Source organism: Variovorax sp. N23 (assembly GCF_025486315.1).
Classification (GTDB): domain Bacteria; phylum Pseudomonadota; class Gammaproteobacteria; order Burkholderiales; family Burkholderiaceae_C; genus Variovorax.
In genome coordinates this window covers 83,846-109,222 of sequence record NZ_JAOOPY010000012.1, presented here as the reverse complement: position 1 = coordinate 109,222, position 25,377 = coordinate 83,846, and the positions used below count along the sequence as shown (strand labels likewise).

General features: G+C 67.8%; 26 protein-coding genes. 13 read left to right on the top strand and 13 right to left on the bottom strand.

Annotated features, from left to right (window positions below; genetic code table 11):
• Positions 1-95: 95 nt before the first annotated feature.
• Positions 96-386, top strand: coding sequence for a co-chaperone GroES (locus tag N8A90_RS18045; protein ID WP_056572926.1), 291 nt, complete (start codon positions 96-98; stop codon positions 384-386).
• A 50-nt stretch (positions 387-436) separates the two neighbouring features.
• Complete coding sequence (groL, locus tag N8A90_RS18040; protein ID WP_262076383.1) at positions 437-2,089, top strand: chaperonin GroEL; 1,653 nt, start codon at positions 437-439, stop codon at positions 2,087-2,089.
• A gap of 141 nt (positions 2,090-2,230) precedes the next feature.
• Here groL and N8A90_RS18035 read toward each other — a convergent pair whose 3' ends face one another.
• From N8A90_RS18035 to tal, 3 genes are all read right to left on the bottom strand, one after another.
• Positions 2,231-2,563 (bottom strand): DUF805 domain-containing protein, encoded by a 333-nt coding sequence (locus N8A90_RS18035; protein ID WP_262076382.1) that lies wholly within the window; start codon positions 2,561-2,563, stop codon positions 2,231-2,233.
• A gap of 100 nt (positions 2,564-2,663) precedes the next feature.
• Entirely contained in the window at positions 2,664-4,223 is a 1,560-nt protein-coding gene (gene pgi / locus N8A90_RS18030; protein ID WP_262076381.1) for a glucose-6-phosphate isomerase, read from the bottom strand.
• A gap of 58 nt (positions 4,224-4,281) precedes the next feature.
• Positions 4,282-5,235: a transaldolase gene (tal, locus tag N8A90_RS18025; protein ID WP_262076379.1), complete on the bottom strand. Its 954-nt coding sequence runs from the start codon at positions 5,233-5,235 to the stop codon at positions 4,282-4,284.
• Positions 5,236-5,339: 104 nt separating this feature from the next.
• On the opposite strand from tal, the gene N8A90_RS18020 reads away from it, so the two are divergent.
• Complete coding sequence (locus tag N8A90_RS18020) at positions 5,340-6,014, top strand: lipocalin family protein (protein WP_262076378.1); 675 nt, start codon at positions 5,340-5,342, stop codon at positions 6,012-6,014.
• Here N8A90_RS18020 and N8A90_RS18015 read toward each other — a convergent pair.
• On the bottom strand, positions 6,006-6,647 hold the full coding sequence (locus tag N8A90_RS18015; RefSeq protein WP_262076377.1) for an HAD family hydrolase: 642 nt from the start codon (positions 6,645-6,647) through the stop codon (positions 6,006-6,008). The two genes, N8A90_RS18020 and N8A90_RS18015, sit on opposite strands and share 9 nt — an antisense overlap.
• A 125-nt stretch (positions 6,648-6,772) precedes the next feature.
• Between N8A90_RS18015 and zwf the strand changes: the two genes are divergently transcribed.
• On the top strand, positions 6,773-8,239 hold the full coding sequence (gene zwf / locus N8A90_RS18010; RefSeq protein ID WP_262076376.1) for a glucose-6-phosphate dehydrogenase: 1,467 nt from the start codon (positions 6,773-6,775) through the stop codon (positions 8,237-8,239).
• Between the two features lie 22 nt (positions 8,240-8,261).
• Here zwf and N8A90_RS18005 read toward each other — a convergent pair whose 3' ends face one another.
• The 7 genes from N8A90_RS18005 to N8A90_RS17975 form a co-directional block, all read right to left on the bottom strand.
• The gene (locus N8A90_RS18005) at positions 8,262-9,290 is read right to left on the bottom strand and encodes an ABC transporter ATP-binding protein (protein WP_262076374.1); all 1,029 of its coding nucleotides are present in this window, start codon (positions 9,288-9,290) and stop codon (positions 8,262-8,264) included.
• A 61-nt stretch (positions 9,291-9,351) separates the two neighbouring features.
• Positions 9,352-10,359 carry an ABC transporter ATP-binding protein gene (locus tag N8A90_RS18000; protein ID WP_262076373.1) on the bottom strand — a complete coding sequence of 336 codons (1,008 nt, stop codon included), beginning with the start codon at positions 10,357-10,359 and terminating at the stop codon, positions 9,352-9,354.
• Entirely contained in the window at positions 10,359-11,270 is a 912-nt protein-coding gene (locus N8A90_RS17995; RefSeq protein ID WP_262076372.1) for an ABC transporter permease, read from the bottom strand. The genes N8A90_RS18000 and N8A90_RS17995 overlap by 1 nt, the downstream gene beginning before the upstream one ends.
• A 149-nt stretch (positions 11,271-11,419) precedes the next feature.
• Entirely contained in the window at positions 11,420-13,003 is a 1,584-nt protein-coding gene (locus N8A90_RS17990) for an ABC transporter substrate-binding protein (RefSeq protein ID WP_262076371.1), read from the bottom strand.
• Between the two features lie 35 nt (positions 13,004-13,038).
• Positions 13,039-14,262, bottom strand: coding sequence for a M20 aminoacylase family protein (locus N8A90_RS17985; RefSeq protein WP_262076370.1), 1,224 nt, complete (start codon positions 14,260-14,262; stop codon positions 13,039-13,041).
• Positions 14,262-15,242, bottom strand: coding sequence for an ABC transporter permease (locus N8A90_RS17980; protein ID WP_262076369.1), 981 nt, complete (start codon positions 15,240-15,242; stop codon positions 14,262-14,264). Before N8A90_RS17980 ends, N8A90_RS17985 begins: the two co-directional genes overlap by 1 nt.
• Positions 15,243-15,458: 216 nt before the next feature.
• Positions 15,459-16,670 (bottom strand): porin, encoded by a 1,212-nt coding sequence (locus N8A90_RS17975; RefSeq protein WP_262076368.1) that lies wholly within the window; start codon positions 16,668-16,670, stop codon positions 15,459-15,461.
• 272 nt (positions 16,671-16,942) lie between these two features.
• Here N8A90_RS17975 and coq7 point away from each other — a divergent pair, with 272 nt between their 5' ends.
• The gene (gene coq7 / locus N8A90_RS17970; RefSeq protein ID WP_262076367.1) at positions 16,943-17,572 is read left to right on the top strand and encodes a 2-polyprenyl-3-methyl-6-methoxy-1,4-benzoquinone monooxygenase; all 630 of its coding nucleotides are present in this window, start codon (positions 16,943-16,945) and stop codon (positions 17,570-17,572) included.
• A gap of 9 nt (positions 17,573-17,581) precedes the next feature.
• Here the strand turns inward: coq7 and N8A90_RS17965 are convergent, their stop codons facing one another.
• On the bottom strand, positions 17,582-18,031 hold the full coding sequence (locus N8A90_RS17965; RefSeq protein WP_262076366.1) for an OsmC family protein: 450 nt from the start codon (positions 18,029-18,031) through the stop codon (positions 17,582-17,584).
• Between the two features lie 298 nt (positions 18,032-18,329).
• Between N8A90_RS17965 and ilvA the strand changes: the two genes are divergently transcribed.
• On the top strand, positions 18,330-19,883 hold the full coding sequence (gene ilvA / locus N8A90_RS17960) for a threonine ammonia-lyase, biosynthetic (RefSeq protein ID WP_262076365.1): 1,554 nt from the start codon (positions 18,330-18,332) through the stop codon (positions 19,881-19,883).
• A gap of 26 nt (positions 19,884-19,909) precedes the next feature.
• Here the strand turns inward: ilvA and N8A90_RS17955 are convergent, their stop codons facing one another.
• A complete protein-coding gene (locus N8A90_RS17955) occupies positions 19,910-20,401 on the bottom strand; it encodes a type II secretion system protein N (protein ID WP_262076364.1) in 492 nt (163 codons plus the stop codon).
• Positions 20,402-20,477: 76 nt separating this feature from the next.
• Between N8A90_RS17955 and gspG the strand changes: the two genes are divergently transcribed.
• From gspG to N8A90_RS17920, 7 genes are all read left to right on the top strand, one after another.
• Positions 20,478-20,930: a type II secretion system major pseudopilin GspG gene (gene gspG / locus N8A90_RS17950; RefSeq protein WP_262076446.1), complete on the top strand. Its 453-nt coding sequence runs from the start codon at positions 20,478-20,480 to the stop codon at positions 20,928-20,930.
• Entirely contained in the window at positions 20,905-21,417 is a 513-nt protein-coding gene (locus N8A90_RS17945) for a prepilin-type N-terminal cleavage/methylation domain-containing protein (protein WP_262076363.1), read from the top strand. Before gspG ends, N8A90_RS17945 begins: the two co-directional genes overlap by 26 nt.
• Positions 21,414-21,776, top strand: a complete 363-nt coding sequence (gene gspI, locus N8A90_RS17940) for a type II secretion system minor pseudopilin GspI (protein ID WP_262076361.1) — start codon at positions 21,414-21,416, stop codon at positions 21,774-21,776. The genes N8A90_RS17945 and gspI overlap by 4 nt, the downstream gene beginning before the upstream one ends.
• Position 21,777: 1 nt before the next feature.
• Positions 21,778-22,425 carry a type II secretion system protein J gene (locus tag N8A90_RS17935; RefSeq protein WP_262076359.1) on the top strand — a complete coding sequence of 216 codons (648 nt, stop codon included), beginning with the start codon at positions 21,778-21,780 and terminating at the stop codon, positions 22,423-22,425.
• Complete coding sequence (gspK, locus tag N8A90_RS17930; RefSeq protein ID WP_262076358.1) at positions 22,422-23,429, top strand: type II secretion system minor pseudopilin GspK; 1,008 nt, start codon at positions 22,422-22,424, stop codon at positions 23,427-23,429. The genes N8A90_RS17935 and gspK overlap by 4 nt, the downstream gene beginning before the upstream one ends.
• Before the next feature lie 137 nt (positions 23,430-23,566).
• The gene (gene gspL / locus N8A90_RS17925; RefSeq protein WP_262076357.1) at positions 23,567-24,772 is read left to right on the top strand and encodes a type II secretion system protein GspL; all 1,206 of its coding nucleotides are present in this window, start codon (positions 23,567-23,569) and stop codon (positions 24,770-24,772) included.
• Entirely contained in the window at positions 24,769-25,374 is a 606-nt protein-coding gene (locus N8A90_RS17920; RefSeq protein ID WP_262076355.1) for a type II secretion system protein M, read from the top strand. The genes gspL and N8A90_RS17920 overlap by 4 nt, the downstream gene beginning before the upstream one ends.
• Positions 25,375-25,377 lie beyond the last annotated feature (3 nt).

Sequence of the window (25,377 nt, the reverse complement as noted above, 5' to 3'; positions counted from 1 at the left end):
GAACTCGAGTGCTAACAACCCGGTTTTCGGTTGATGGGCAGCCGGCCCTTGGCCTGCGCCCGAACCCACCCCCGTTTCTATATTCAGGAGATGCAATGAAACTTCGTCCTTTGGCCGATCGCGTGATCGTCAAGCGTGTTGACAGCGAAACCAAGACCGCCTCTGGCATCGTCATCCCCGACGCAGCCGCCGAAAAGCCCGATCAGGGTGAAGTCCTGGCCGTCGGCCCGGGCAAGCGCAACGACAAGGGCGAACTCGCCGCGCTGACCGTCAAGGTCGGTGACCGCGTGCTGTTCGGCAAGTACTCGGGCCAGACCGTCAAGGTCGACGGCGACGAGCTGCTGGTCATGAAGGAAGACGACCTGTTCGCAGTCGTCGAGAAGTAAATCTTCTCCTTCCTCCCGCTCATTTCATCCATCATTCGGAGTAAATCAACATGGCAGCAAAAGACGTAGTCTTCGGCGGTGAAGCCCGCGCACGCATGGTCGAGGGTGTCAACATCCTGGCCAACGCCGTCAAAGTGACCCTGGGCCCCAAGGGCCGCAACGTGGTGCTCGAGCGTTCGTTCGGCGCCCCCACGGTGACCAAGGACGGTGTGTCCGTCGCCAAGGAAATCGAACTCAAGGACAAGCTCCAGAACATGGGCGCCCAGCTCGTGAAGGAAGTGGCCTCCAAGACCAGCGACAACGCCGGTGACGGCACCACGACCGCCACGGTCCTGGCCCAAGCCATCGTTCGCGAAGGTTTCAAGCTGGTGGCTGCCGGCATGAACCCGATGGACCTCAAGCGCGGCATCGACAAGGCTGTCACGGCCCTGGTCGCCGAGCTGAAGAAGGCTTCGAAGCCCACCACGACCTCGAAGGAAATCGCGCAAGTCGGTTCCATCTCGGCCAACAGCGACGAAACCATCGGCAAGCTCATCGCTGACGCGATGGACAAGGTCGGCAAGGAAGGCGTCATCACCGTCGAAGACGGCAAGTCGCTCGACAGCGAACTCGACGTCGTCGAAGGCATGCAGTTCGACCGCGGCTACCTGTCGCCCTACTTCATCAACAACCCCGAAAAGCAATCCGCGATTCTGGACAACCCCTTCGTTCTGCTCTTCGACAAGAAGATCAGCAACATCCGTGACCTGCTCCCGACGCTGGAACAAGTCGCCAAGGCCGGCCGTCCGCTGCTGATCATTGCCGAAGAAGTCGAGGGCGAAGCCCTGGCGACGCTGGTGGTGAACACGATCCGCGGCATCCTGAAGGTCGTGGCTGTGAAGGCCCCTGGCTTCGGCGACCGCCGCAAGGCCATGCTGGAAGACATCGCCATCCTGACGGGCGGCAAGGTCATCGCCGAAGAAGTGGGCCTGACGCTCGAAAAGGTGACGCTGGCCGACCTGGGCCAAGCCAAGCGCATCGAAGTGGGCAAGGAAAACACGATCATCATCGACGGTTCCGGCGCTGCCGGCGACATCGAAGCCCGTGTCAAGCAAGTGCGCGTTCAGATCGAAGAAGCGACCAGCGACTACGACCGTGAAAAGCTGCAAGAGCGCGTGGCCAAGCTGGCCGGCGGTGTTGCCGTGATCAAGGTCGGCGCTGCCACCGAAGTCGAGATGAAGGAAAAGAAGGCTCGCGTCGAAGACGCCCTGCACGCTACCCGTGCTGCAGTGGAAGAAGGCGTTGTGGCTGGCGGCGGCGTGGCCCTGCTGCGTGCCAAGCAAGCCGTCGGTACCTCGGTCAAGGGCGACAACGCCGACCAGGAAGCCGGCATCAAGCTGGTGCTCAAGGCCATCGAAGCGCCCCTGCGCGAAATCGTGAACAACGCCGGCGGCGAAGCCTCGGTGGTGGTGAACGCGGTGCTGGCCGGCAAGGGCAACTACGGCTTCAACGCTGCGAACGACACCTACGGCGACATGCTCGAACTGGGCATCCTGGACCCGACGAAGGTCACGCGCACCGCACTGCAGAACGCCGCTTCGGTGTCCTCGCTGCTGCTGACGACCGAAGCCATGGTCGCCGAAGCACCGAAGGACGAAGCAGGCGCCGGCGGCAGCATGCCTGACATGGGCGGCATGGGTGGCATGGGTGGCATGGGGATGTAATTGCCCCTGCGGCTGCATCACGCATCCGAACCGAAGCCCTGCAGCGAAAGCTGCAGGGCTTTTTTCATGCGCGCGAACGGCGCTCTGGTCGGTGCATGAGAAAGGGCCGCATCAGCGGCCCTTCGTCGGTGAGAAAACGGCTCAGGCCGCAGGCGGCGGGCCGTATTCGTTGGACTCCGGTGCGCTCGGCTGCACCGCGAAGTACAGCAGCACGAGGTTCACCAGCGGGATGATCCCGATCAGCAGCCACCAGCCGCTCTTGCCGATGTCGTGCAGGCGCCGAGCGCCGGCCGAGAGCATCGGCAGGATGAACGCGAGCACGACGATGAAGTAGGCGTACTCGTGAATGAAGCCCGCAATGATGGCGAGCACGAGATAGGCAAGGAAGAACCACCAGTACTCGGCGCGCGAGGCGCGGCCCGAAAAGTCCACATACTTGGCAAAGCAGGTCGCAACGGCCTGTTGAAAATTCATGACAACTCCTCTTTGTTCGTTCCCACGGGAAGACCCCGGGCCATCATATCGGCGGGGATCGGGTCGCCGATGACAGGCGGCCCCAAGGAGTGCCATGCGCTCAACGCAGGCGCGTGAGCAATCCGGCCGTCGAAGCGTCCAACCCGTGCGTGTCGCCCGAGGCCAGGCGCGGTTCGATGTCCCTGGCGAGCACCTTGCCGAGTTCCACGCCCCACTGGTCGAAGCTGTTGATGCCCCACAGCGCGCCGCTGGTGAACACGCGGTGCTCGTACATCGCGAGGAAGGCGCCGAGCGACTCGGGCGTGAGCTTCTCCAGCACGAAGAAGGTGCTGGGCCGGTTGCCGGGGAAGTTCCTGTGGCCGCCCGCGTCGGCCTGGCCGACCATGAGCGCCTGCGCCTGCGCGAGCGCGTTGGCCAGCAGCTTGGGGTGGTGGCCCTCCAGCTCGTGCGCCGCGTCGCGCACCGCGACGAATTCGAGCGGCGTCACATCGGTGCCCTGGTGCAGCATCTGGAAGTAGGCGTGCTGGCCATTGGTGCCCGGCTCGCCCCACAGCACGGGCGAGGTGCCGAAAGGCAGCGCTTGGCCGCTGGCGTCGACCTGCTTGCCGTTGCTTTCCATCTCGAGCTGCTGCAGGTAGGCCGGCAGGCGCTTGAGCGCGCTGTGGTACGGCGCGATGCTGCGGCTGGTGAAGCCATGGAAGTTGCGGTACCAGACGTCGAGCAGGCCGAGCCGCACTGGCAGGTTCTGCGCCAGCGGCGCGGTGCGGAAGTGCTCGTCCATGGCATGCGCGCCAGCGAGCAGCGCACGGAAGCCGTCGGCGCCGATGGCCAGCGCGATCGGCAGACCGATGGCCGACCACAGCGAATAGCGCCCGCCGACCCAGTCCCAGAAGCCGAAGGTCTTCTCGATGCCGAAGGCGCGCGCAGCCTCGACGTTGGTCGTGAGCGCGGCGAAGTGGCGTGCCACGTCGAGCCCACCGGACTGCGCGAACCAGCGCCTGGCCGACTGCGCATTGGCCATGGTCTCGGCCGTGGTGAAGGTCTTCGACGCGATCAGGAACAGCGTGTGTTCGGGCGCCAGGCCCTTGAGCACGCCGGCCAGCTCGTGCCCGTCGACGTTCGAGACGAAGTGGAAGCGCTTGCCCGGCGCGACGTATTCGTCGAGCGCCAGCACCGCCATCTGCGGGCCGAGGTCGGAACCGCCGATGCCGATGTTGACCACGTCGGTGATGGTGTGGTCGCCACGTACTGCTTCGGCATAGGCCAGCATCGCATCGAGGGTGGTGTGCACGTCGGCCAGCGCGGCCTTGTTGTGCTCGGCCACGGGGACGTCGGCCGGCGCGCGCAGCAGAAAGTGCATCACCGCGCGGTCTTCGGTGCGGTTGATCGGCTGGCCGGCGAACATCGCGTCGCGGTGCGCCTCCAGGCCCGACTCGCGCGCCAGCGCCAGCAGCAGCGCGTCGGTACGCGCATCGATCAGGTTCTTCGACAGGTCGGCAAAGACGTGCGGTGCGGCTTCGCTGAAGGCCGCAAAACGCGCGTCACCGTCGGTCTCGAACGCGGTGCGCAGATCGAAAGCCCGCCCGGACTCGGCGTAGTGCGCCTGCAGCTGCTTCCAGGCGGCCGTGCGGTCGCAGCGCACGCCGGTGCGCGCGCTCATCGGTGTACCTCCGCCCTGCGGGCTGCGGTGCGAGCGCCTTCGGGCGGCCGGGCGGCGCTCATTGCACCTCCTGCATCAGCTTCTCGAGCTTGACCGCGTCGGCCGCGAACGCGCGAATGCCCTCGGCCAGCTTCTCGGTGGCCATCGCGTCCTCGTTCAGCGCGAAGCGGAAGGCCGCCTCGTCGAGCGTGACCTTCGGGATGTCGCGCGACTTTGCCGCTTCGGCGTCGAGCGCGTGCGCCAGGGGCGCGTCGCTGGCGGCCAGCTCGGCCAGCAGGTCAGGGCTGATGGTGAGCAGGTCGCAGCCGGCCAGCGCGGCGATCTGCCCGGTGTTGCGGAAGCTCGCGCCCATCACCTCGGTCGCGATGCCGTGGCGCTTGTAGTAGTCGAAGATCTGCCGCACCGACTGCACGCCCGGGTCGTTGGCGCCGCTGCGGGCGGTCTCGTCCCACGCGCTGCCGGCCGACTTCTTGTGCCAGTCGTAGATGCGCCCCACGAAGGGCGAGATGAGCTTCACGCCCACTGCGCCGCAGGCCACCGCCTGTGCGAAGGAGAACAGCAGCGTGAGGTTGGTGTGGATGCCCTTCTGCTCCAGGATGCGCGCGGCCTCGATGCCTTCCCAGGTGGCGGCGATCTTGATCAGCAACCGCTTCTGCGGGTCGACGCCGGCGGCGCGGTAGAGCGCCACGATGCGGTCGGCCCGCGCCACCGTGGCGGCGGTGTCGAAGCTCAGGCGGGCGTCCACTTCGGTCGACACGCGGCCGGGGATGAGCGACAGGATCTCGGTGCCGAAGCGCACCAGCAGCCGGTCGATGACCTCGTCGACGGCCAGCCCACGGTGCGTCTTCACCGCGTCGTCGAGCAGCGGCCGGTAGTCCGGCTTCTGCACGGCCTTCAGGATGAGCGACGGGTTGGTCGTCGCGTCCTGCGGCTTGAACTGGGCGAGCTGGCGGAAGTCACCGGTGTCGGCGACCACGGTGGTCCATTGACGGAGGGCATCGAGTTGGTTCATGGTGGCCATTATCCCGTCCGGAAACTACAGCCCGTGTGGTCCATGGCTGACGGGCGCGGCGGGCCGGGGCGCCTAAGCTTCGCTGCTGCCTTATGGAGAAGCCCATGCCCACACGCCGCCGCACGCCCCCCGCTCCCGTCCCCTTCGACGACCGCCGCTTCAGTGCCTCCATCGGCACGCTCGCCACCGCCTTCTGCGTGGGTGGCGTGCTCGTGCTCGCCGCCTTCGGCGTGGCGCGCAGCGCCCGGGCGCATACGCTCGCCGGCCCGGCCGACGGTGCGCCGCTGATGCGGGCGCCGTTGCAGGCGGTCGCGCCGGTCGACCTCAAGCGCTACGCCGGCTTCTGGCATGAACAGGCACGGCTTCCGAACCGCTTCCAGAAGCAGTGCGTCGGCCCGGTCTCGGCCGAATACACCCCGCTGTCCGACGGCACGGTGCAGGTGCGCAACCGCTGCATCCTGGCCGACGGCAACTTCGAGGAAGCGGTGGGCAGCGCCCGCGTGGTGCCGGTGGCGGGTCAGCCCGGCGCCGGCCGGCTCGAGGTGCGCTTCGCGCCGTCATGGCTCAGCTGGCTCCCGATGGTCTGGGGCGACTACTGGATCCTCAAGCTCGACCGCGATTACGAGGTGTCGCTGGTCGGCACGCCCGACCGCAACTACCTGTGGGTGCTGTCGCGCGACCCGGTGCTCGATGCGGCCACGCTCGAGACCTACCTCGACTACGCGCGCAGCCTGGGCTTCGACGTCGACAAGGTGGTGCGCACCGGCGCCTCAGACTGAGGGCTGGTCGCGCGGCGCCAGATGCCGCGCCACCTGCGCGCCCAGCGCCTTCGGCGCCGTGCAGTGGATGGCCCGCCAGCCGAGCGCCCGCGCCGCCTCGACATTGGCGGCCGTGTCGTCGATGAAGAGCGTCTGCGCCGGGTCGAAGCCGTGGCGCCACGCCAGCAGTTCGTAGATCTCGCTGTTGGGCTTGATGCGCTTCACGTCGCCCGAGAACACCCCGCCGTCGAACCACTGGAAGAACGACAGCCGACGCTCCAGCGCCCGCGCATACGGCACCGGCATGTTCGACAGGTAGAACAGGCGCACATCCTCGCCGCCGTCGCGCCGTGCGCGGAGCTGATCCAGCAACTCGATGGTCTCGGGGATGGGGTCGAGCCGTTCGCCCAGCGGCACGATCATGTCGTGCACCGCCGACTCCGCCAGACCCAGACGGCTCGCGCTGCGGGCCACCACGTCGTCGACACTGCGGATGCCGCAGTCGAAGGCGAGCCAGTCCTCGTGATGGAAGAAGGCCCTGGCCAGCGCCTGCGCGGCTTCGGCCGTCGGCGCGCGCTCCGGGAAATGCGCCTGGAGGAGCCGGGCCGGCTCCCACGCCACCACCACCGCACCGAGATCGAAAACGACGTTCATGGGGTGCGATTGTTCCACGCGGCGGCGACGCGGGCCGAGCGGGCGTGCGATGAGCCCGCGGACAGTACCATTCGGATGGCCAGCTTTCCACTGGGCTCTCCTGCAACTCCACGGATTCTCTTTCCATGAGCTTCGACCTCGTTCTGTTCGGCGGCACTGGCGATCTGGCCTGGCGCAAGCTGATGCCGGCCCTGTTTCAGGCCTTCCGCCATGGCAGCCTGCCCGAGGGCGGGCGCATCATCGGCGTGGCGCGCGACGACCTGTCGGACGACCAGTACCGCGAACTGATCGAGTCGCGCTTCGCCGCGGTCGAAGGGGCCAAGCGCCCCAGCCCCGAAGAGTTCAAGAAGTTCGCCTCGATGCTCTACTTCCTGCGCATGGACCTGTCCAAGCCTGGGCACTATGCCCAGCTGGCCGACATGCTCAAGCGCCGCAACGCCGACACGGTGGTGATGTACGTGGCCACGGCGCCGGCGCTCTTCACCCAGGTGGTCGAGCAGATCGCGGCGGCCAACCTCAACACGCCACGCACGCGCGTCGTGCTCGAGAAGCCGCTGGGCCACGACCTGGCGTCGAACCGCGCCATCAACGACGCAGTGCGCAAGGTGCTCACCGAAAAGCAGGTCTTCCGCATCGACCACTACCTGGGCAAGCCATCGGTGCAGAACCTCTTCGCGCTGCGCTTCGGCAATGCGCTGTTCGAGCCGATCTGGCGGCGCGAGCACATCGCCAACATCCAGATCACGATCGCCGAAGACCTGGGCGTGGAAAAGCGCGGCGCCTTCTACGACCAGACCGGCGCGCTGCGCGACATGGTGCAGAACCATGCGCTGCAACTGGTCTGCGCCATCGCCATGGAGCCACCGATCAACGCGCATGCCGACGCGCTGCGCGACGAGAAACTCAAGGTGCTGCGCTCGCTCAAGCCCTGGACGCCCGAGACGCTGGGCCTGCACGCGATCCGCGGCCAGTACACGGCGGGCACGGCCTACGGCGAGCGGGTGCCGGGCTACCTGTCGGAAGCAGGCATCGACCCGCAGAGCCGGACCGAGACCTTCGTCGCGTTGCGCGCGGAGATCGCGAACTGGCGCTGGGCCGGCGTGCCCTTCTACATCCGCACCGGCAAGCGGCTGGCCTCGCGCGACGCGCGCATCGAGGTGAACTTCCGCCCCACGCCGCACGCCATCTTTCGCGCGCCCGCCGGCGCCGCGAACCGGCTGGTGATCAACCTGCAGCCCAAGGACGGGCTCGAGCTGCACCTGCTGTCGCAGGCGCAGAACAACCGCAAGCGCAGCAACGGCGACGCGACGCAGCCGCTGGCGCCGGTGCAGCTCGATCTCGACTTCGACAAGCGCTTCGGCAGCGAGCGCGTCGGCGCCTACGAGCGGCTGCTGCTGGACGTGATCGACGGCCGGCTCAACCTGTTCGTGCGCAGCGACGAGCAGGAAGAGGCCTGGCGCTGGGTCGAGCCGCTGATCGACAGCTGGTCGTCCGACGGCACGCCGCGCCCCTACGCGGCCGGCACCTGGGGGCCGAGCGCGTCGAGCGCGATGATCGCGCGCGACGGCTTCTCGTGGAGCGAAGAGCAGTAGCCTCGCCGACCGGACCCCAATCCTAGATCCGGCCTTCCTCGACGGCGTGGCAGGCCACCTTCACACCGCGCAGCATCTGCAGCGGCGGACGCTCGGCCTTACAGCGCGCGTTGGCGTGCGGGCAGCGCGGGTGGAAGGTGCAGCCGGTCGGCGGGTTGAGCGGGTTCGGCACCTCGCCCTGCACCGGCGTGCGCGAGCGGCCGGTGTGCTTCATCTGCGGAATGGCGTCGAGCAGCATCCGCGTGTACGGATGCTGCGGCGAATCGAACAGCATGTGCTTGTCGGCCACCTCGACCAGGCGGCCGAGGTACATCACGCCGACCTGGTCCGCCACGTGCCGCACCACCGCGAGGTTGTGCGAGATGAAAAGGTAGGTCAGGCCCTGCTCGCGCTGCAGGTCCTTCATGATGTTGAGCACCTGCGCCTGCACGCTCACGTCGAGCGCCGAGGTGGGCTCGTCGCACACCAGGAATTCCGGTTGCGTGGCGAGCGCCCGCGCGATCGAGATGCGCTGGCGCTGGCCGCCCGAAAACTGGTGCGGGTACTTCGACATGTCGAGCGGGCTCAGGCCGACCGACTGCAGCAGTTCGCCCACGCGCTGCTTGAGCGCCGGGCCGGCCTTCAGGATGCCGTGCTCGCGCAGTGGCTCGCCGATGATGTCTTCCACGATCCAGCGCGGGTTCAGGCTCGCGTACGGGTCCTGGAAGATCATCTGGATGCGGCGGCGCAGCGTGCGGCCTTCGGGAGTCTTGAAGGCGGCGTGCGCGTCCTGGTTATCGAACTGCATGCCGCCGCGCGTGGGGCCGTACAGGCCGACCATGAGCCGTGCGACCGTGCTCTTGCCGCAGCCCGATTCGCCGACCAGCGCCAGCGTCTTGCCGCGCTCGATCTCGAAGCTGACGCCGTCGACCGCATTCAGCAATTGCTTGGGCTTGCGCTCGAGCACGCGGTTGAGCCAGGGCGGCGAGACGTCGAAGGTCTTGGCGAGGTCGCGCACCTCGACCAGCGGCACGCCGGCCTGCGAGGCGTTCATCGGAGTCGTGGTGCTCATCGGAGTACCTTCGTGCTGCGCACTGCGGTGCGAGCTTGCTTGGGGCGGCCCGGCGCGGCGCTCATGCTGCGGCTCCCGAGCGGTGCAGCGCCGTGTGCGGGTCGTGCGCATCGTGCAGCCAGCAGGCCGCGCGCGTGGCACCGGCGTTGAGCAGGTCGGGCCGCTCCTGCGTGCAGCGCTCGAAGACGCGCGGACAGCGCGGGTTGTAGGCGCAGCCGCGCGGAATGGCGTTCAGGCGAGGCATGGCACCGTCGATCTGGTTGAGGCGCTCTCGGTCGACCTCGATGTCGGGGATGGAGGCCATCAGGCCCATCGTGTAGGGGTGCGCCGGCTGGTGGATGACTTCCTGCACGGGCCCGATCTCGGCGATGCGGCCGGCGTACAGCACGGCCACGCGGTCGCAGGTTTCGGCGATCACGCCCATGTCGTGGGTGATGAGCATCACCGCCGCGCCGCGCTCCTTGCAGATGCGCTTGAGCAGCTGAATGATCTGCGCCTGGATCGACACGTCGAGCGCCGTGGTCGGCTCATCGGCGACGATCAGCTTCGGTTCGGCCGCCAGCGCCAGCGCGATCACCACACGCTGCCGCATGCCGCCGGAGAACTGGTGCGGGTAGTGGTCGATGCGCTGCTCGGCCGCCGGGATGCCGGTGTCCTGCAGCAGGCTGATCGCACGGCGTCGCGCCTCGGCGCCGTTCACCGGCAGGTGCGCCTGGATGGTTTCCACCAACTGGCGGCCCACGGTGTAGAGCGGGTTCAGCGAGGTCAGCGGGTCCTGGAAGATCGCACCGATCTTGCGGCCGCGGATGTGGCGCATCTTGTCGTGCGAGAGCTGGTCGATGCGCTCGCCCTCGAGGCGGATCTCGCCGCCGGCGACGCGCCCCGGCGGCTCGAGCAGGCCGATGATGGCGGCACCGGTCAGCGACTTGCCGGCACCGGACTCGCCCACCACGCCGAGGATTTCGCCCGGTGCGATGTCGAAGGAAATGTCGTCGAGCGCACGCAGCGTGCCGCGGCGGCCGGGGAATTCGACGACGAGGTTCTGTACTTGGAGCAAGGGGTGGGTCATCAGCGGAGCCTCGGGTTGAGCGCGTCGCGCAGCCAGTCGCCCAGCAGGTTCACGCTGAGCGCGATGAGCACCAGCATCAGGCCGGGGAACACCGTCATCCACCATTCGCCGGAGAAGAGGTACTGGTTGCCGACGCTGATGAGCGAACCCAGCGACGGCGAGGTCGGCGGCACGCCGACGCCGAGAAACGACAGCGTCGCCTCGGTGATGATCGCCGTCGCCACCTGGATGGTCGCCAGCACCATCACCGGGCCGGTCACGTTGGGCAGCACATGCCGCAGCATGATGCGCATCGGCGCCACGCCGGTGACGCGCGCGGCCTGCACGTATTCCTTGTTGCGCTCGACCATGGTGGAGCCGCGCACCGTGCGGGCGTAGTCGACCCATTTGGTCAGCGAGATGGAGAAGATCAGCACGCCGAAGGCGACGGTGGTGTCGGCGTTCGGGAACAGTGCCCGGCCGACGCCCGAGATGAGCAGCGCCACCAGGATCGGCGGGAAGGACAGCATCACGTCGCACAGGCGCATCAGCGCCGAGTCGACCCAGCCGCCGCGAAAGCCCGCGATCAGCCCGAGCAAGGTACCGACCGCGACCGAGAGAAACACCGACACCACGCCGACAATCAGCGAGATGCGCGCGCCGTAGATGACGGCCGAGAGGATGTCGCGGCCCTGGTCATCGGTGCCGAGCAGGTACTTGCGCGTGCCTTCGGGGTACCAGGCGGGCGGCAGGCGCGCGTCCATGAGCTCGAGCTTGGCCAGGTCGAACGGGTTGTGCGGCGACACCCATCCGGCGAAGGCCGCGCAAAAGATGCAGACGAACGCGATCACCGCCGCCACGATGGCGACGGGGGAGGTCCGGAAGCTGTAGCCGACGTCGCTGTCGGCCCAGCGCGCGAGTGTTTTGATCATCGTGAGTGCTAAGAGGGCCGCCTCGCATGCCCGATGGCAAGCGAAGCGATGCCCGTTCGTGAAACGCCGCGGAACCGGCTCTGCCGGGCCGCTGGCGTTGCCCCCTTGAGGGGGAACCGGCTACACGCAGTGAGCCGGATCGGGGGTGGTTACTTGATACTGATCCACTTGAAGGGCATGTAGTTGTCGGCCATCTGTGTGAGCGACACCTTCTTGCTCACGCCCCAGGCCAGCGTCTGCTGGTGCAACGGCAGGTGGCCGACGTCTGCGGTGTGCAGGTCGAAGGCCTCCTTGATCATCGCGTCGCGCTTGGGCTTGTCGGTTTCCGACTGGATCTTCTTGGTCAGCTCGTCGACCTTGGGGTTGCAGTAGGCGCCCAGATTGAATTGGCCAGCGCCCGTCTTGTCGTCGGGGCAGGCCATCAGCGCGGTCAGCGCGTTGTGCGAGTCGTAGGTGGTCGGCGTCCAGCCCAGCATGTAGAAGCTGGTGTCACGTCGCAGCACCTTGGGGAAGTAGGTGCCCTTGGTCTCGGCAGCGAGATTGATCTTCACGCCGATGCGTGCGAGGTTGGCCGCGACGGCCTGGCAGATCTGGCCGTCGTTGACGTAGCGGTCGTTCGGGCAGTTCATCGTGACTTCGAAGCCAGTCGGGTAGCCGGCGTCGGCCATCAGCTTCTTCGCACCTTCGACGTCCAGCGGCAGACGCTTGTCCTGCGCCTCGTTCCAGCCGTTGATGCCGGGGCCAACCATCAACGCGGTGGGCCGCGACGCACCGCGCATCACGGTGCGCTGGATGCCGACGATGTCGATGGCCTGGTAGAAGGCCTGGCGAACGCGCTTGTCCTTGAACGGGTTCTTGCCCTTCACGTTCGAGTACAGCAGCTCATCGCGCTTCTGGTCCATGCCCAGGAAAATGGTGCGCAGCTCGGGGCCGGCGATCACGCGGGCATTGGGGCTCGCGTTGATGCGCGCGATGTCCTGCACGGGCACCGGCTCCATCACGTCGATCTCGCCGGACACCAGGGCTGCGACACGCGTGGCCGGGTTGGCGATCGGCGTGAAGATAACTTCCTGTGCGTTACCCTCGATCTTGCCCCAGTAGGTACCGTTGCGAACGAACACGGTCCGCACGTTGGGCTGACGCTCACGCACACGGTACGGGCCCGTGCCGTTGGCCTTGAACGACGCCGTGTTCTCAATGCCCTTGCGGCGGTCGACGGGCGTGGTTGCCTTGTTTTCCTCGCACCACTTTTTGCTCATGATCATGAGCTGGGTGATGACGTCCGGCAGGATCGGGAACGGACCCTTGGTCTCGATCTCCACGACATGGTCGCCGACCTTGCGCACTTCCTTGATGTCGGTCGTGTTCGACTTCATGTCCGAACCCTCGCCGGCCGCGCGGGCGAAGCTGAAGAGCACGTCGTCGGCGGTGAAGGGCGTGCCGTCGTGGAACTGCACGTTCTTGCGAAGCTCGAAGCGCCAGACGGTCGGGGAGGTCTGCTTCCAACTCGTCGCCAGCACGGGCGCCACACTCAGATCCTTGTTGCGCCCGACCAGCGTTTCATACACGTTGTTGGTGATGCTCAGCTGCAGCGATTCATTGAGCGAATGCGGGTCGAGCGACAGCGCGTCGCCCTGGTTGGCGATGCGGATGGTCTGGGCGCCGACCGACAAGCTGGCCGCGCACAGCGCAGACAGGACAGCTGTGGCGAGCACGGTGGATTTGAACTTCATGGAAAGACTCCTGACTGCGTTGAAAAAAGGAAAAATCAAGTCGCGTCGAGCGGCATGCCCTGCTCCGCCAGGCTGGCGTGCAAGGCCGCGCCGAGCGGCAGGATCTCGTCGTTGAAATCGTATCGGCTGTTGTGCAGCGAGGTGCTGCCGACGCCGCCCCCGCCGCCTTGCCCGATGCGCAGGTAGGCGCCCGGCTTGACCTGCAGCATGAACGAGAAATCTTCCGCGCCCATGCTCGGCTCCATGTCGCGGTCGACATGCTCGGCGCCGACCAGGCGCTCGGCCACATCGGCCGCGAAGGCCGCTTCGCGCGGCGTGTTGATGGTGGCCGGATAGATGCGGTCGTAGTGCACGCTGGCGCTCGCGCCAAAACCCAGCGCCACGCCGCTGCACAGCTCGCTCAGGCGGCGCTCGATCAGGTCCTGCACCTCGGGGTTGAAGGTGCGCACGGTGCCCACGAGGGTCGCCTTGCCGGGGATCACGCTGAAGGCGCCGAGATCGCCCGCCTGCATCGCGACCAGGCTCACCACGGCGCTGTCGATCGGCCGCACGTTGCGCGACACCAGGCTCTGCGCCGCGGTGATGATGTGCGCCGCCACCAGCACCGGGTCGACCGTCTGGTACGCATGCGCGCCATGGCCGCCACGGCCGGTGACGTCGATGGTGACACGGTCGGCCGCCGCCATCATCGCGCCCATGTTGATGCCGACCGTGCCCGGCTTCATCGACGGCCAGTTGTGCATGCCGTAGACCGATTGCACCGGGAAACGGTCGAACAGCCCGTCTTCGATCATCACGCGGGCGCCGGCAAAGCCTTCTTCGCCAGGCTGGAAGATCAGCACGGCCGTGCCGTCGAAGTTGCGCGTCTTGGCCAGGTAGCGGGCGGCGCCCACCAGCATGGTGGTGTGGCCGTCGTGGCCGCAGCCGTGCATCAGGCCCTGCTTGGCCGACTTCCAGGTGAAGTCGTTGTGCTCGGTCATCGGCAGCGCGTCCATGTCGGCACGCAGGCCGATCATGGCGCCGCGCGTATCGCGCTGGCCGCGGATCACCGCGACGAAACCGGTCTTGCCGATGCCCTCGTGGATCTCGTCCACACCGCAGGCCCGCAGGGCCTCCTTCACGCGCGCGGCGGTGTAGACCTCCTCGAAGCCGAGTTCAGGGTGCGCATGCAGCTCGCGCCGCAGAGCCGTGAGTTCCGAATGGAATTCGGCGATGTAGGCGAACGCGCGGCCCGCCGGTCGGAGGCGTGCAGCCTGCATCAGTGGCCCCCGGCCTTGCCGACGCGAAGCCGCGGGTCGACCACGAAGTACAGCAGGTCGACCACCAGGTTGATCACGACGAAGATCAGCGCGATCAGGCAGAGGTAGGCGGACATCACGGGGATGTCCGCGAAGGTCACCGCCTGAATGAACAGCAGGCCCATGCCGGGCCACTGGAAAACGCTCTCGGTGATGATCGCAAAGGCGATCAGACCGCCCAGTTGCAGGCCGGTGATGGTCATCACCGGCACCAGCGTGTTCTTGAGCGCGTGGCCGAAGTGGATGGCGCGGTTGCTCAGGCCCCGTGCGCGGGCGAACTTGATGTAGTCGGTGCGCAGCACCTCGAGCATCTCGGCACGCACCAACCGCATGATCAGCGTGAGCTGGAAGATGGCCAGCGTCACCGCCGGCAGCACCAGGTGATGCCAGCCGTCTCGCGTGAAGAGCCCGCTGCTCCACCAGCCGATCTGCGCGGTGTCGCCACGCCCGAAGCTAGGAAACCAGCCCAGGTGCACCGCAAACACCAGGATCAGCAGGATGCCGATGAGGAAGGTCGGCAGCGAAACACCCAACAGCGACATCGTCATGAAGAACTGGCTCATGAAGGTGCCGCGACGCAGCGCCGTGTAGACGCCCATCGGGATGCCGATGGCCAGCGCCAGGACGGCCGCCACCAGCGCCAGTTCGAGCGTGGCCGGGAAGCGTTCGCCGATCAGCCGGGACACCTTGGCGCCCTGACGAAGGCTCAGGCCGAACTCGCCCTGAACGGCATTGGAGAGGAAGTGCCAGAACTGCACGAAGAAAGGCCGGTCGAGGCCCAGATCGGCACGCAGCTGATTGATCTGCTCAGGCCGAGCGTCCTGCCCCAGCAGGAACACCACGGGATCGCCCACGTACTGGAACAACAAAAAGGAGATGAACGCCACGGCGACCATCACGATCGCAGCCTGGAACAGGCGACGCAGAACAAAGGCAAGCATTCAGGGGCGTTCGGCGAAAGAGAGAGAAGGAATGCTAGCGAGCAAGCGCCATGCCCGCCCCCGGGTCAAGCGCGATTGACAAGTGCAAGCCGTTGCGGTGCAAATGCACCATCCGGGAGCACGTCGGCGCTTGCACGCAGGCATAAAAAAAGTCGCCCGACTTTCGCCGGGCGACTTTGGGTTCTTCAACCAATGCTGGCCGAGGCCAGCACGGGATTAGAACGAGTGACGCAGGCCAAATTCGTAGCCGTTCGAGCCCTTGGCTTCGCCTGCAGCAAAACCAACGCTCGTCGAACCAACACCAGCCACACCTTGATTCAGATTGGTACCGGTCACAACAGTCGAGCCATCCTTGTTGGAGGTATGGGCGATCGTTGCGTACAGTGCCGTGCGCTTCGACAGGTTGTGCACGTAGCCCAGCGCGAACTTGGTGGCGCGCGGGTCGGCACCAGGGCCGTCCAGGCTTGCACGGGCCTGGCCAACGCTGGCGCGGATCAGGCCAGCGCCGACAGGCGCCGTGGCACCGAGCAGCCAGCCGTTGACCTTATCGGTCGTCGAACCAGCGGCGCGTTCGTTTTCGTTACGAACTTGCGACAGTTCGCCGAAGAGCTTCACGACGCCGAGGTCATACGAAGCACCCAGGTTGAACGTCTTGGCCGTGCCGGTGAGAGCAGTCACCGCTGCGACGCCCAGAGCAGTCGCCGTAGGAGCCACTGCTGCGGCAGCCGCACGATCCACAGTCTTGCTCTCGCCATAGGCGATCGCGACGTCCAGCGGGCCATTGGCGTAGCCGAAGCGACCACCGGCGTAACGACCTTGCTGCGAGTTGAAGGCGTTGTCGGTGTGGACGTTTTCGTCGAAACCGTACATCACCTGGCCATAGAAACCACCGAGGTTCGGCGGCAGGAAGTAGCCGATGCTGTTGCTCGAACGGAAGTAGGCGTTGTCGGCCAGACCGTTGCCACCCAGGATGTTCGCGCTGCCGTGAGCAGCGGAAATCACGTTGGTGCCGACGCCGTTCGTGCCGAACGGATCGAAGGTCGTGTCGTTCCAGAAGGTCGGGGTGAAGTCGCGACCCAGACGGATTTCACCGAAACCACCCGACAGGCTCACCGTCGAACGGCGGTTGAAGAAGTTGGAGTTGGAGATCGCGCCGTTGTCGTTGCCGAGCGGAGCTTCAAGCCAGAAGCCAGCAGCCAGACCGCCACCGAGGTCTTCGGTACCACGGAAGCCCAGACGGCTCGAGTTGTAACCCGAGTTCGACAGGCCGTATTGGCTTTGCTTGACGCTGCCGCCAGTAGCAAGGTTGGTCTTAGCGTCGGTGTAGCTGATACCAGCGTCAACGATACCGAACAGGGTGACCGACGACTGAGCCGAGGCAGCACCGGCAGCAGCCAGGACAGCCAGAGCAACTAGGGATTTTTTCATTGCAAGTTTCTCCAAGGTTAAACATAGGGCTCCGGTGCAGAGGGCTCACTGTGCTGGACACTTTTGTGCTCCCACCGGACCCCGGGCCAACCTCCTTTTGGGAAGTTGTTGCTATTGCACCAGAGCGGCAGCGGCAGAGCAAAAGAATTCACCTGAAATGTCGAACGGGTCGGCGGTTTCGTTGCAGGGCCGCAACAAGCGTCGCGGCCACCCCTGTGAGGGCGAAAGGCGACGCACCGGAGCGGAAGGCCTGCTCAGGTCAAAATGACGGCATGCCCTTCTCGCCTGATTCGATGCTGATCGCCGCCGATGCCGCCCTGCGAACGCTTTTTGCCAAGCCGCACGCCAACCGGCCGACCCCGCTGCCCGGTAGCCCACCCGCCACACTGAACGATGCCGAGCGCAAAGAGGCGGGCGCCCTGATGCGCGTGAACCACGTCGGCGAGGTCTGCGCCCAGGCGCTTTACACCGCGCAGGCCGCTGCCACGAAGGACCCGACCCTGCGGGCGCACCTCATGGCCGCCTCCGAAGAAGAAACCGACCATCTCGCCTGGACCCGACAACGGCTGGACGAACTGGGCGCCCGCCCTTCCCGCCTCAACCCGCTCTGGTACGCGGGCGCCTTCGGCCTGGGCCTGGTGGCCGGGCGACTGGGCGACCCGGTGAGCCTCGGCTTCGTGGCCGAGACCGAGCGTCAGGTCGAAGCCCATCTCGACGGGCACCTGGCGAAGCTGCCGCCAGGCGACACCGCATCGCGCGCGGTGGTCGCTCAGATGAAGCTCGACGAAGCCCGCCATGCCGCGCAGGCCCGGGATGCCGGCGGGCGGGCGCTGCCGCCGCCCGTCAAGGGGCTGATGCGCATGGCGGCGCGGGTCATGACGACCGTCGCGCACCGCATCTGAGCGGCGACCTCAGACCTCGACGAGGTCGAAGCTGGTGGTGATGTCCGCCATCTTGCCGAGCATGATGCTGGCCGAGCAGTAGGTTTCGTGGCTCAGGGCGATCGCCCGCTCGACGGCCGCCGGCGGGATGCCCCTGCCTGCCACCGTGAAGTGCATGTGGATCTTGGTGAAGACCTTCGGATCGGTCTCGGCCCGCTCGCTCGTCAGCTTGACGCTGCAGCGTTCGACCTGGTGGCGGCCACGCTTGAGGATGAGCACAACATCGTAGGCCGTGCAACCGCCGGTGCCCGCCAGCACGGTTTCCATCGGCCGCGGCGCCAGATTCCGGCCGCCGTTCTGCGGCTTGGCCGCGTCCGGTGCGCCATCCATGACCAGGACGTGGCCGCTGCCGGTCTCGGCCACGAAGCCCATGGACGAATCGGTTCCGGCATTGCCGGTCCAGCTGACTGTGCATTCCATATCTGTGCGAACTCCAAGAAGATAAAACGTGCGCCGCGCACAGATGCGCTGCGATCTGTGTGGGAAAAGCATCACCGCTTGTTGCATTGCAGCAAACAGTCGATATACTTTATTTCATCGCGCACTTTCCGGAGTGCGCACCGGTTGTCTCCTCCACCCTCTCAATTGGTGGATTTAGCCCCGAGTCGCAAGACTCGGGGCTTTTTTCTTGAGGCGCCGGGCCGCCCCAAGGCGAAAGGCGCCCCCCGCGAAGCGGCGGAGCGTGGGGGCCCGACCTGACGCCTATCATCGGCACCCCATGCCCACGTCGCCCTCACCCCTTACTCCCGCCGACTACCTCAAGCGCATCCTGACCGCGCGCGTCTACGACGTGGCCGTCGAGTCGGCCCTGGAACCGGCGCGCGCGCTGAGCGCCCGGCTGAACAACACGGTGCTGCTCAAGCGCGAGGACCAGCAGCCGGTCTTCAGCTTCAAGCTGCGCGGCGCCTACAACAAGATGGCTCGGCTCACGCCGGCCCAGCTGGCCAAGGGCGTCATCTGCGCCTCCGCGGGCAACCATGCGCAGGGCGTGGCGCTCAGCGCGCGCACCCTCGGCACCCGCGCCGTGGTCGTGATGCCGGTGACCACGCCGCAGTTGAAGGTCGACGCGGTGCGCGCGCTCGGCGGCGAGGTGGTGCTGTTCGGCGACAGCTACTCCGATGCCTACGGCCACGCGCTGGAACTGCAGAAGGCCCAGGGCCTGACCTTCGTCCACCCCTTCGACGACCCCGACGTGATCGCCGGCCAGGGCACCATCGCGATGGAAATCCTGCGCCAGCACCAGGGCCGGCTCGACGCCGTGTTCGTCGCGATCGGCGGCGGCGGGCTGATTTCGGGCGTGGCCAACTACATCAAGGCCGTGCGCCCCGAGATCAAGGTGATCGGCGTCCAGATGAACGACTCCGACGCGATGATGCAATCGGTGGCGGCGCACGAACGGGTCACGCTGCCCGACGTCGGCCTGTTCTCCGACGGCACCGCCGTGAAGCTCGTGGGCGAAGAGACCTTCCGCATCGCGCGCGAACTGGTGGACGAGTTCATCACCGTCGACACCGACGCGGTCTGCGCCGGCATCAAGGACGTCTTCATCGACACGCGCAGCATCGTCGAGCCGGCCGGCGCCCTGGCCGTGGCGGCGATCAAGCAGTACGTCGAGACGCACGGCACGCAGGGCGAAACCTACGCGGCGATCCTGTGCGGCGCCAACATGAACTTCGACCGCCTGCGCTTCGTGGCCGAGCGCGCCGAAGTCGGCGAGGAGCGCGAGGCACTGTTCGCCGTCACCATTCCCGAGGAGCGAGGCAGCTTCCGCCGCTTCTGCGAACTGGTGGGCCAGCTGCCGGGCGCGTCGCGCAACGTCACGGAATTCAACTACCGCATCAGCGACACGAAAGAGGCGCACGTGTTCGTCGGCCTCACGACGACACTGCGCGGCGAATCGACCACCATCGCGCAGACCTTCGTGGCGCACGGCTTCGGCGCGATCGACCTGACGCACGACGAACTCGCCAAGGAACACATCCGCCACATGGTCGGCGGCCGCACGGGCCTTGCGCACGACGAGCGCCTGCTGCGCTTCGTCTTCCCGGAGCGTCCGGGCGCCTTGCTGAAGTTCCTGAGCCTGATGCGGCCGAACTGGAACATCAGCCTGTTCCACTACCGCAACCAGGGCGCCGACTACGGCCGCATCCTCGTCGGGCTGCAGGTGCCCGCGGGCGACCACGGCGCGTTCGAGGACTTCCTGAAGACGCTGGGCTATCCGTACGTGGAAGAAACCGGCAACCCGGCCTACCGCCTGTTCCTGCAGGCCTGAGAGGCCGAGCCCGCAGGCCAGAAGGGTCAGTTGCCCGCGGTGACCGGCGTCGGCGGCGCCGGAATGGCCATCGGGCGCACCGGCAACTGCAAGGTGAGCGCCGCCGGCCCGTCGGCGCTGCCCCCCAGCGCCGCGCTGCGCGGACCGACCGACTGCAGCACGAAGCCCTCCACCACCATGCTGCCGACCCGGAAGGGCCGCGCCGGCTTGCCGTCGACGGCGATCAGCGCTGCCCCGTGCTGCGCGGTGTCGGCCACCACGCCCAGCAAGGAGAAGCGGCTCGCGGCCTCGGGCGCAGCCTCGGCCTCGGCCTTCGCCGTGACCACGCCGAACATGCGTGCGACGGCGGCCGGGTCGATGGACGCTGCCGGGGCACGCGCCACGGGCGGCGGCACCATCGCATCGGCCGGTGCCGCCAGCCGCAGCCCCCAGAACACGACGCTCGCCGCGGCCAGCGCCCAAAGGCCCAGCGTGGTGGTGGCCACGGGCCAGCGATGAGAGGCGTAGGGAAGCGTCATGAGGCAGGATTATCATGCAGCCAACGCCACAGAAGGCGACGCTTCCATGTCAGAGAACGACAGCCACCACTTGCCCATGCCATCCTTCCGTCGACCCCTCGCACGCCCCCTTGCACACGCTTCGCAGCGCGGCTTCACGCTCATCGAACTGATGGTGGTTCTCGTGATCATCGGCGTGCTGGCCGCGCTGATCGTGCCCAACGTGATCGGCCGCGCCGACGACGCGCGCGCCACCGCCGCGAAGACCGACGTCAACAACCTGATGCAGGCGCTGAAGCTCTACCGGCTCGACAACCAGCGCTACCCGACGGCGGAGCAGGGCCTGCAGGCGCTGCTCGCGCGGCCGACCACCGGCCCGGCCGCCCCCAACTGGAAGCCCTACGTCGAGAAGCTGCCGAACGACCCGTGGGGCCGCCCCTACCAGTACCTGAACCCCGGCATCAAGGGCGAGATCGATGTGCTCTCGCTCGGCGCCGACGGCCAGGCAGGCGGCGAAGGCAACAATGCCGACATCGGCAGCTGGCAATAGCCGTACGCGCCAGCCTGGGCCTGCCGACGGCGTGCCCCGCCGCCGCGCCGCCGGCTTCACGCTGCTCGAACTGCTGGTGGTGATCGCCATCATCGCCATGGCCACCGCTGGCGTCGGCCTCGCCCTGCGCGATTCCGGCCAGGTGACGCTCGACCGCGAGGCGGACCGTCTCTCGGCCTTGCTCGAATCGGCCCGCGCACAGTCGCGCACCAGCGGCACCGTCGTCTTTTGGCGGCCGACGCCGCAGGGGCCGCGCGCCTTCGCCTTCGACGGCCTGCCGCCGGGCACGCTGCCGAGCGACTGGCTGGCCGAGGGCATCAGCGCGCAGCCGGCGACCGCCGACGGCCGGCCCCTGCCGGCGCTGCAGCTCGGGCCTGAGCCCATCATCGCGGCGCAACAGGTGCTGCTTTCCAGCAACACCCTGCCGGTGCGCACGCTGCGCATCGCGACCGACGGCCTGCGCCCCTTCGCGGTGGTCGCCCCGTGACGCGACGCGCTGCCGGCTTCACGCTGATCGAGGTGCTCGTCGCGCTGGCCATCGTCGCCATTGCGCTGGCCGCGGGCACGCAGGCCACGTCGGCGCTCACGCGCAATGCGCAGCGGCAGACTGACGTGATGCTGGCGCAGCTCTGCGCCGAGAACGAACTGACCAAGGCGCGGCTCGCGCGGCAGATGCCGGCGGTCGGCACCGGCACCGTGGCGTGCACGCAGGCCAACGTGGCCTTCACGGTGACCGTGTCGACCACGCAGACGCTCAACCCCAACTTCCGCCGCGTCGACGTGCGCGTGCGCGATGCGGCGGATGCGCCGATCCTGCAGGTGTCGACCGTGGTCGGCCGGTACTGACATGCGCCTTCGCACCCACCGCGGCTTCACGCTCATCGAACTCATGGTCGCCATTGCGGCCATGGCGCTGCTCGCCCTGATGAGCTGGCGCGGGCTGGAGGGCATGACGCGCGCGCAGACCGTCACGCAGGCGCGCGGCGACGCGGTGCTCACTCTGCAGACCACGCTGTCGCAGTGGGCGACCGACCTCGACGCGACCATCGCGCTCACGCAGCTGCAGCCGATCGACTGGAACGGCAGCGTGCTGCGCATCACCCGCCGCAGCGGCGACAGCACCCGGCCCACCGTGGTGGTGGTGGCGTGGGCGCTGCGCACCGACGCGGCCACCGGCACGCAGTGGCGACGCTGGCAGTCGCCCGGCGTCACGACGCGTGCCGAATGGCAGCAGGCCTGGGACCGCGCCTCGGCCTGGGCGCAGGACGGCGGCAGCGTCGCCGGCGGCGCCGAACTCACGCTGATGCCGCTGGAGAGCTGGCAGCTCTCGTACTTCCGCAACGGCGTGTGGACCGCAGCCGTCGGCGCCGAAGGCATGGCGAACGCGATCCCCGACGGCATCCGCCTGGTGCTGAACCTGCCGCCAGGCACCGGCCTCACCGGCGTTCTGACGCGCGACTGGGTGCGGCCGACCGCCGCGGTGCCCAAGACATGAGGCCGTACACGCCACGCCCCGCCCGCCAGACCGGCGCCGCGCTGCTGGCCGCCATGCTCACGGTCACGCTGGTCGCCACCTTCGCGGCCGGCGCGTTGTGGCAACAGTGGCGCGCGACCGAGATCGAGACGGCCGAGCGCGCCCGCGTGCAGGCCGCCTGGGTGCTGATCGGCGCGCTCGACTGGTCGCGGCTCATCCTGCGGGAAGACGGACGCGCGGGCGGCGCCGACCACCTGGCCGAACCCTGGGCCGTGCCACTCGAGGAGGCCCGCCTGACGAGCTTCCTGGCAGGCGACAAGAACGTCTCCAGCGACCAGCTCGAGGGCCTGCCCGACGCTTTCCTGTCGGGCCGCATCGTCGATGCACAGTCCAAGCTCAATGTGATGAACCTGGTGGAGGCCGGCAAGCCGGTGTCCGCGGCGGTCGCGTCGTTCACCAAGTTGTTCGAGCTGCTGGGCTTGCCGACGCAGGAGGTCGCCGTCATGACCAGCGCCTTGCAGCGCGCCAAGCCGGCGCCCGCTGAACCATCGACCACTGGAGGCGCCCCGGCCACCACGCCGACGGACGACAGCACGGCGCCGCTGATTCCGCAGCAGCTCTCGCAGATCGTGTGGCTGGGCGTCTCCCCGAGTACCGCGGCCGCGTTGGAACCCTATGCCACCGTGCTGCCCGTCAAGACCACCCTCAACGTCAACACCGCCAGCGCGGAGGCCCTGTTCGCGGCCGTGCCGGAACTCGACCTGGCAGGCGCACGGCGCCTGGTGCTGCAACGCGCCACCGGCTACTTCAAGTCGGCCGCCGCCGCACTGCCGACGACCGGCACCAAGTCCTACAACACGGCGGCACTCGGCGTGTCGACCGCGTTCTTCGAAGTCCACGGGCGCCTGCGGATGGAGAACCACTGGGTCGACGAGCATTCGCTGGTGCAGCGCAACGGCACCGACATGACCATCCTCTGGCGCGAGCGTGGTGCCGGCGCCACAGTGATCCCCGGCAAACCGTGAACCCGAACGTACTGACACAGTTTTAAGTTAAAAAACCCTGCCGAGGTCCGTCTGGATTGCCTGGATCGCTATCAAGTCCATAGCATTTCAGCGCCGCCGACTTCTACAATGGCGACTCCTTTCTTCTTACCGACCCCATGCCGCTTCTGATCGTCACCCTCCCGCCTCCTCCGGTCCCGGCCGGTGGCGAGTTCGGCTGGGTGATGTGGTCCAGCGACGGGCGCAAGTACCGTTCACGCGGCAGCGCCCTGCCCTCGCTGCTGCCGACCAGCGACGAAGTCACGCTGGCCCTCCCCGCCGCGGCGCTGTCCTGGCACCAGGTCACGCTGCCGCAGGGCAGCCTGAGCGGCGCGACGCGGTTGCGCGCGGTGCTCAACGGCCTGCTCGAAGACCGCCTGCTCGACGAACCCGACAGCCTGCATTTCGCGCTCGAGCCCGACGCCGCCGTCGGCAAGCCGGTGTGGGTGGCGGCCTGCAACCGCGCCTGGGTGCGCGGCGCGGTGCAGTCGCTCGAAGCGGCCGGCCGGCGCGTCACGCGCATCGTTCCCGAATTCGCTCCGCAGCCGCCTGGCACGCCGCCCATGGTGTTCGCGACCGGCGATGCCGACGACGCCTTCATCACTGTCTGCGACGCGCAAGGCGTGCTCACGTTGCCGCTCGACAGCGCCGGCCTGACGGCGATGGGCGCACTGCCCGACGGCGCGAATGCACTGGCCGAACCGGCGGTGGCCGAGCTGGCCGAGAGCCTGCTGGGGCGGCCCGTGCCGATCGTGAAGCCCGCCGTGCGCTGGCTCGAAACCACGCGCACCGGCTGGGACCTGGCCCAGTTCGACCTCGCCTCCACCGGCCGTGCCCGTGCCGGCAAGAAGCTCAGCGCGATCGCGCAGGCCCTGTGGCGCGCGCCGCAATGGCGCGCCGCGCGCTGGGGGGCGCTGGTGCTGGTGCTCGCGCAGCTCATCGGCGTCAACGCCTGGGCCTGGAAGGAGCGCAACGCGCTCGAAGCCAAGCGCGGCAGCATCCGCAGCATCCTGGCCCAGACCTTTCCCTCTGTGCAGATCTATGAACCTCAAGTGCAGATGACGCGCGAAGTCGCCACGCTCCAGCAGGCCACGGGCGGCATCTCCCCGGCCGACCTCGAGCCGATGCTCGCCGCGCTGGCCGTCAGCCTGCCCCCCGGCAAGCTGCCCACCGCCATCGACTACAGCGCCGGCCAGTTGCGGCTGCGCGGCCTGGAGCTCGGCATGGCCGACACCAGCGCGCTGTCGACCACGCTGGCCTCGCGCGGCTACAACGCGCGCAGCGAGGGCGACCTGTTGCTGGTGCAGGCCGAGGCCGTCCGATGAACGCCTGGATCGAAGCCCTGCAAGCCCGTTGGCAGGCCTGGTGGCCCGAACTCGCCCCGCGCGAACAGCGCATGGTCGTCATCGCCGGCGCGCTGGTGCTGCTGGCGCTGGTCTGGTGGGTCGCGCTAGCGCCCGCCCTGCGCACGCTGGCGAGCGCGCCGGCCGCCCATGCCGAACTCGACGCACAGCTCCAGCAGATGGCCGCGCTGCAGATCCAGGCCAAGGCGCTGCAGTCGCAGCCGCGTGCCAACCGCGAAGACGCGCTGCGCGCGCTCGAAACCTCGGTGCGTCAGGGCCTGGGGCCGAACGCCCAGATCCAGGTGGCCGGTGCAGGCACCGGCGAAGGCGTGCTGGTCACGCTGCGCGCCACGCCCGCCGACAGCCTCGCGCAATGGCTGGCGCAGGCGCGCGGCAATGCCCGCGCCGTGCCGCGCGAGGTACACCTGACGCGCACGCAAGGCGGCGCCCAGGCGCCGGGCCGTGCATCGGGCGCCTTCCCGAGCGGCCCCGGCGCCGCCAACAGAGGCGCTGCAGCCCCTGCCGCCGCCGACACCCGGGTGCGCTGGGACGGCACGCTGGTCATGAACCTGCCGGCGCGCTGAGCA

Coding starts and splice junctions, on each gene's coding strand:
- N8A90_RS18045 (WP_056572926.1), top strand. CDS start 96: ATGAAACTTCGTCCTTTGGCCGATCGCGTGATCGTCAAGCGTGTTGAC.
- groL (WP_262076383.1), top strand. CDS start 437: ATGGCAGCAAAAGACGTAGTCTTCGGCGGTGAAGCCCGCGCACGCATG.
- N8A90_RS18035 (WP_262076382.1), bottom strand. CDS start 2,563: ATGAATTTTCAACAGGCCGTTGCGACCTGCTTTGCCAAGTATGTGGAC.
- pgi (WP_262076381.1), bottom strand. CDS start 4,223: ATGAGCGCGCGCACCGGCGTGCGCTGCGACCGCACGGCCGCCTGGAAG.
- tal (WP_262076379.1), bottom strand. CDS start 5,235: ATGAACCAACTCGATGCCCTCCGTCAATGGACCACCGTGGTCGCCGAC.
- N8A90_RS18020 (WP_262076378.1), top strand. CDS start 5,340: ATGCCCACACGCCGCCGCACGCCCCCCGCTCCCGTCCCCTTCGACGAC.
- N8A90_RS18015 (WP_262076377.1), bottom strand. CDS start 6,647: ATGAACGTCGTTTTCGATCTCGGTGCGGTGGTGGTGGCGTGGGAGCCG.
- zwf (WP_262076376.1), top strand. CDS start 6,773: ATGAGCTTCGACCTCGTTCTGTTCGGCGGCACTGGCGATCTGGCCTGG.
- N8A90_RS18005 (WP_262076374.1), bottom strand. CDS start 9,290: ATGAGCACCACGACTCCGATGAACGCCTCGCAGGCCGGCGTGCCGCTG.
- N8A90_RS18000 (WP_262076373.1), bottom strand. CDS start 10,359: ATGACCCACCCCTTGCTCCAAGTACAGAACCTCGTCGTCGAATTCCCC.
- N8A90_RS17995 (WP_262076372.1), bottom strand. CDS start 11,270: ATGATCAAAACACTCGCGCGCTGGGCCGACAGCGACGTCGGCTACAGC.
- N8A90_RS17990 (WP_262076371.1), bottom strand. CDS start 13,003: ATGAAGTTCAAATCCACCGTGCTCGCCACAGCTGTCCTGTCTGCGCTG.
- N8A90_RS17985 (WP_262076370.1), bottom strand. CDS start 14,262: ATGCAGGCTGCACGCCTCCGACCGGCGGGCCGCGCGTTCGCCTACATC.
- N8A90_RS17980 (WP_262076369.1), bottom strand. CDS start 15,242: ATGCTTGCCTTTGTTCTGCGTCGCCTGTTCCAGGCTGCGATCGTGATG.
- N8A90_RS17975 (WP_262076368.1), bottom strand. CDS start 16,670: ATGAAAAAATCCCTAGTTGCTCTGGCTGTCCTGGCTGCTGCCGGTGCT.
- coq7 (WP_262076367.1), top strand. CDS start 16,943: ATGCCCTTCTCGCCTGATTCGATGCTGATCGCCGCCGATGCCGCCCTG.
- N8A90_RS17965 (WP_262076366.1), bottom strand. CDS start 18,031: ATGGAATGCACAGTCAGCTGGACCGGCAATGCCGGAACCGATTCGTCC.
- ilvA (WP_262076365.1), top strand. CDS start 18,330: ATGCCCACGTCGCCCTCACCCCTTACTCCCGCCGACTACCTCAAGCGC.
- N8A90_RS17955 (WP_262076364.1), bottom strand. CDS start 20,401: ATGACGCTTCCCTACGCCTCTCATCGCTGGCCCGTGGCCACCACCACG.
- gspG (WP_262076446.1), top strand. CDS start 20,478: ATGCCATCCTTCCGTCGACCCCTCGCACGCCCCCTTGCACACGCTTCG.
- N8A90_RS17945 (WP_262076363.1), top strand. CDS start 20,905: ATGCCGACATCGGCAGCTGGCAATAGCCGTACGCGCCAGCCTGGGCCT.
- N8A90_RS17935 (WP_262076359.1), top strand. CDS start 21,778: ATGCGCCTTCGCACCCACCGCGGCTTCACGCTCATCGAACTCATGGTC.
- gspK (WP_262076358.1), top strand. CDS start 22,422: ATGAGGCCGTACACGCCACGCCCCGCCCGCCAGACCGGCGCCGCGCTG.
- gspL (WP_262076357.1), top strand. CDS start 23,567: ATGCCGCTTCTGATCGTCACCCTCCCGCCTCCTCCGGTCCCGGCCGGT.
- N8A90_RS17920 (WP_262076355.1), top strand. CDS start 24,769: ATGAACGCCTGGATCGAAGCCCTGCAAGCCCGTTGGCAGGCCTGGTGG.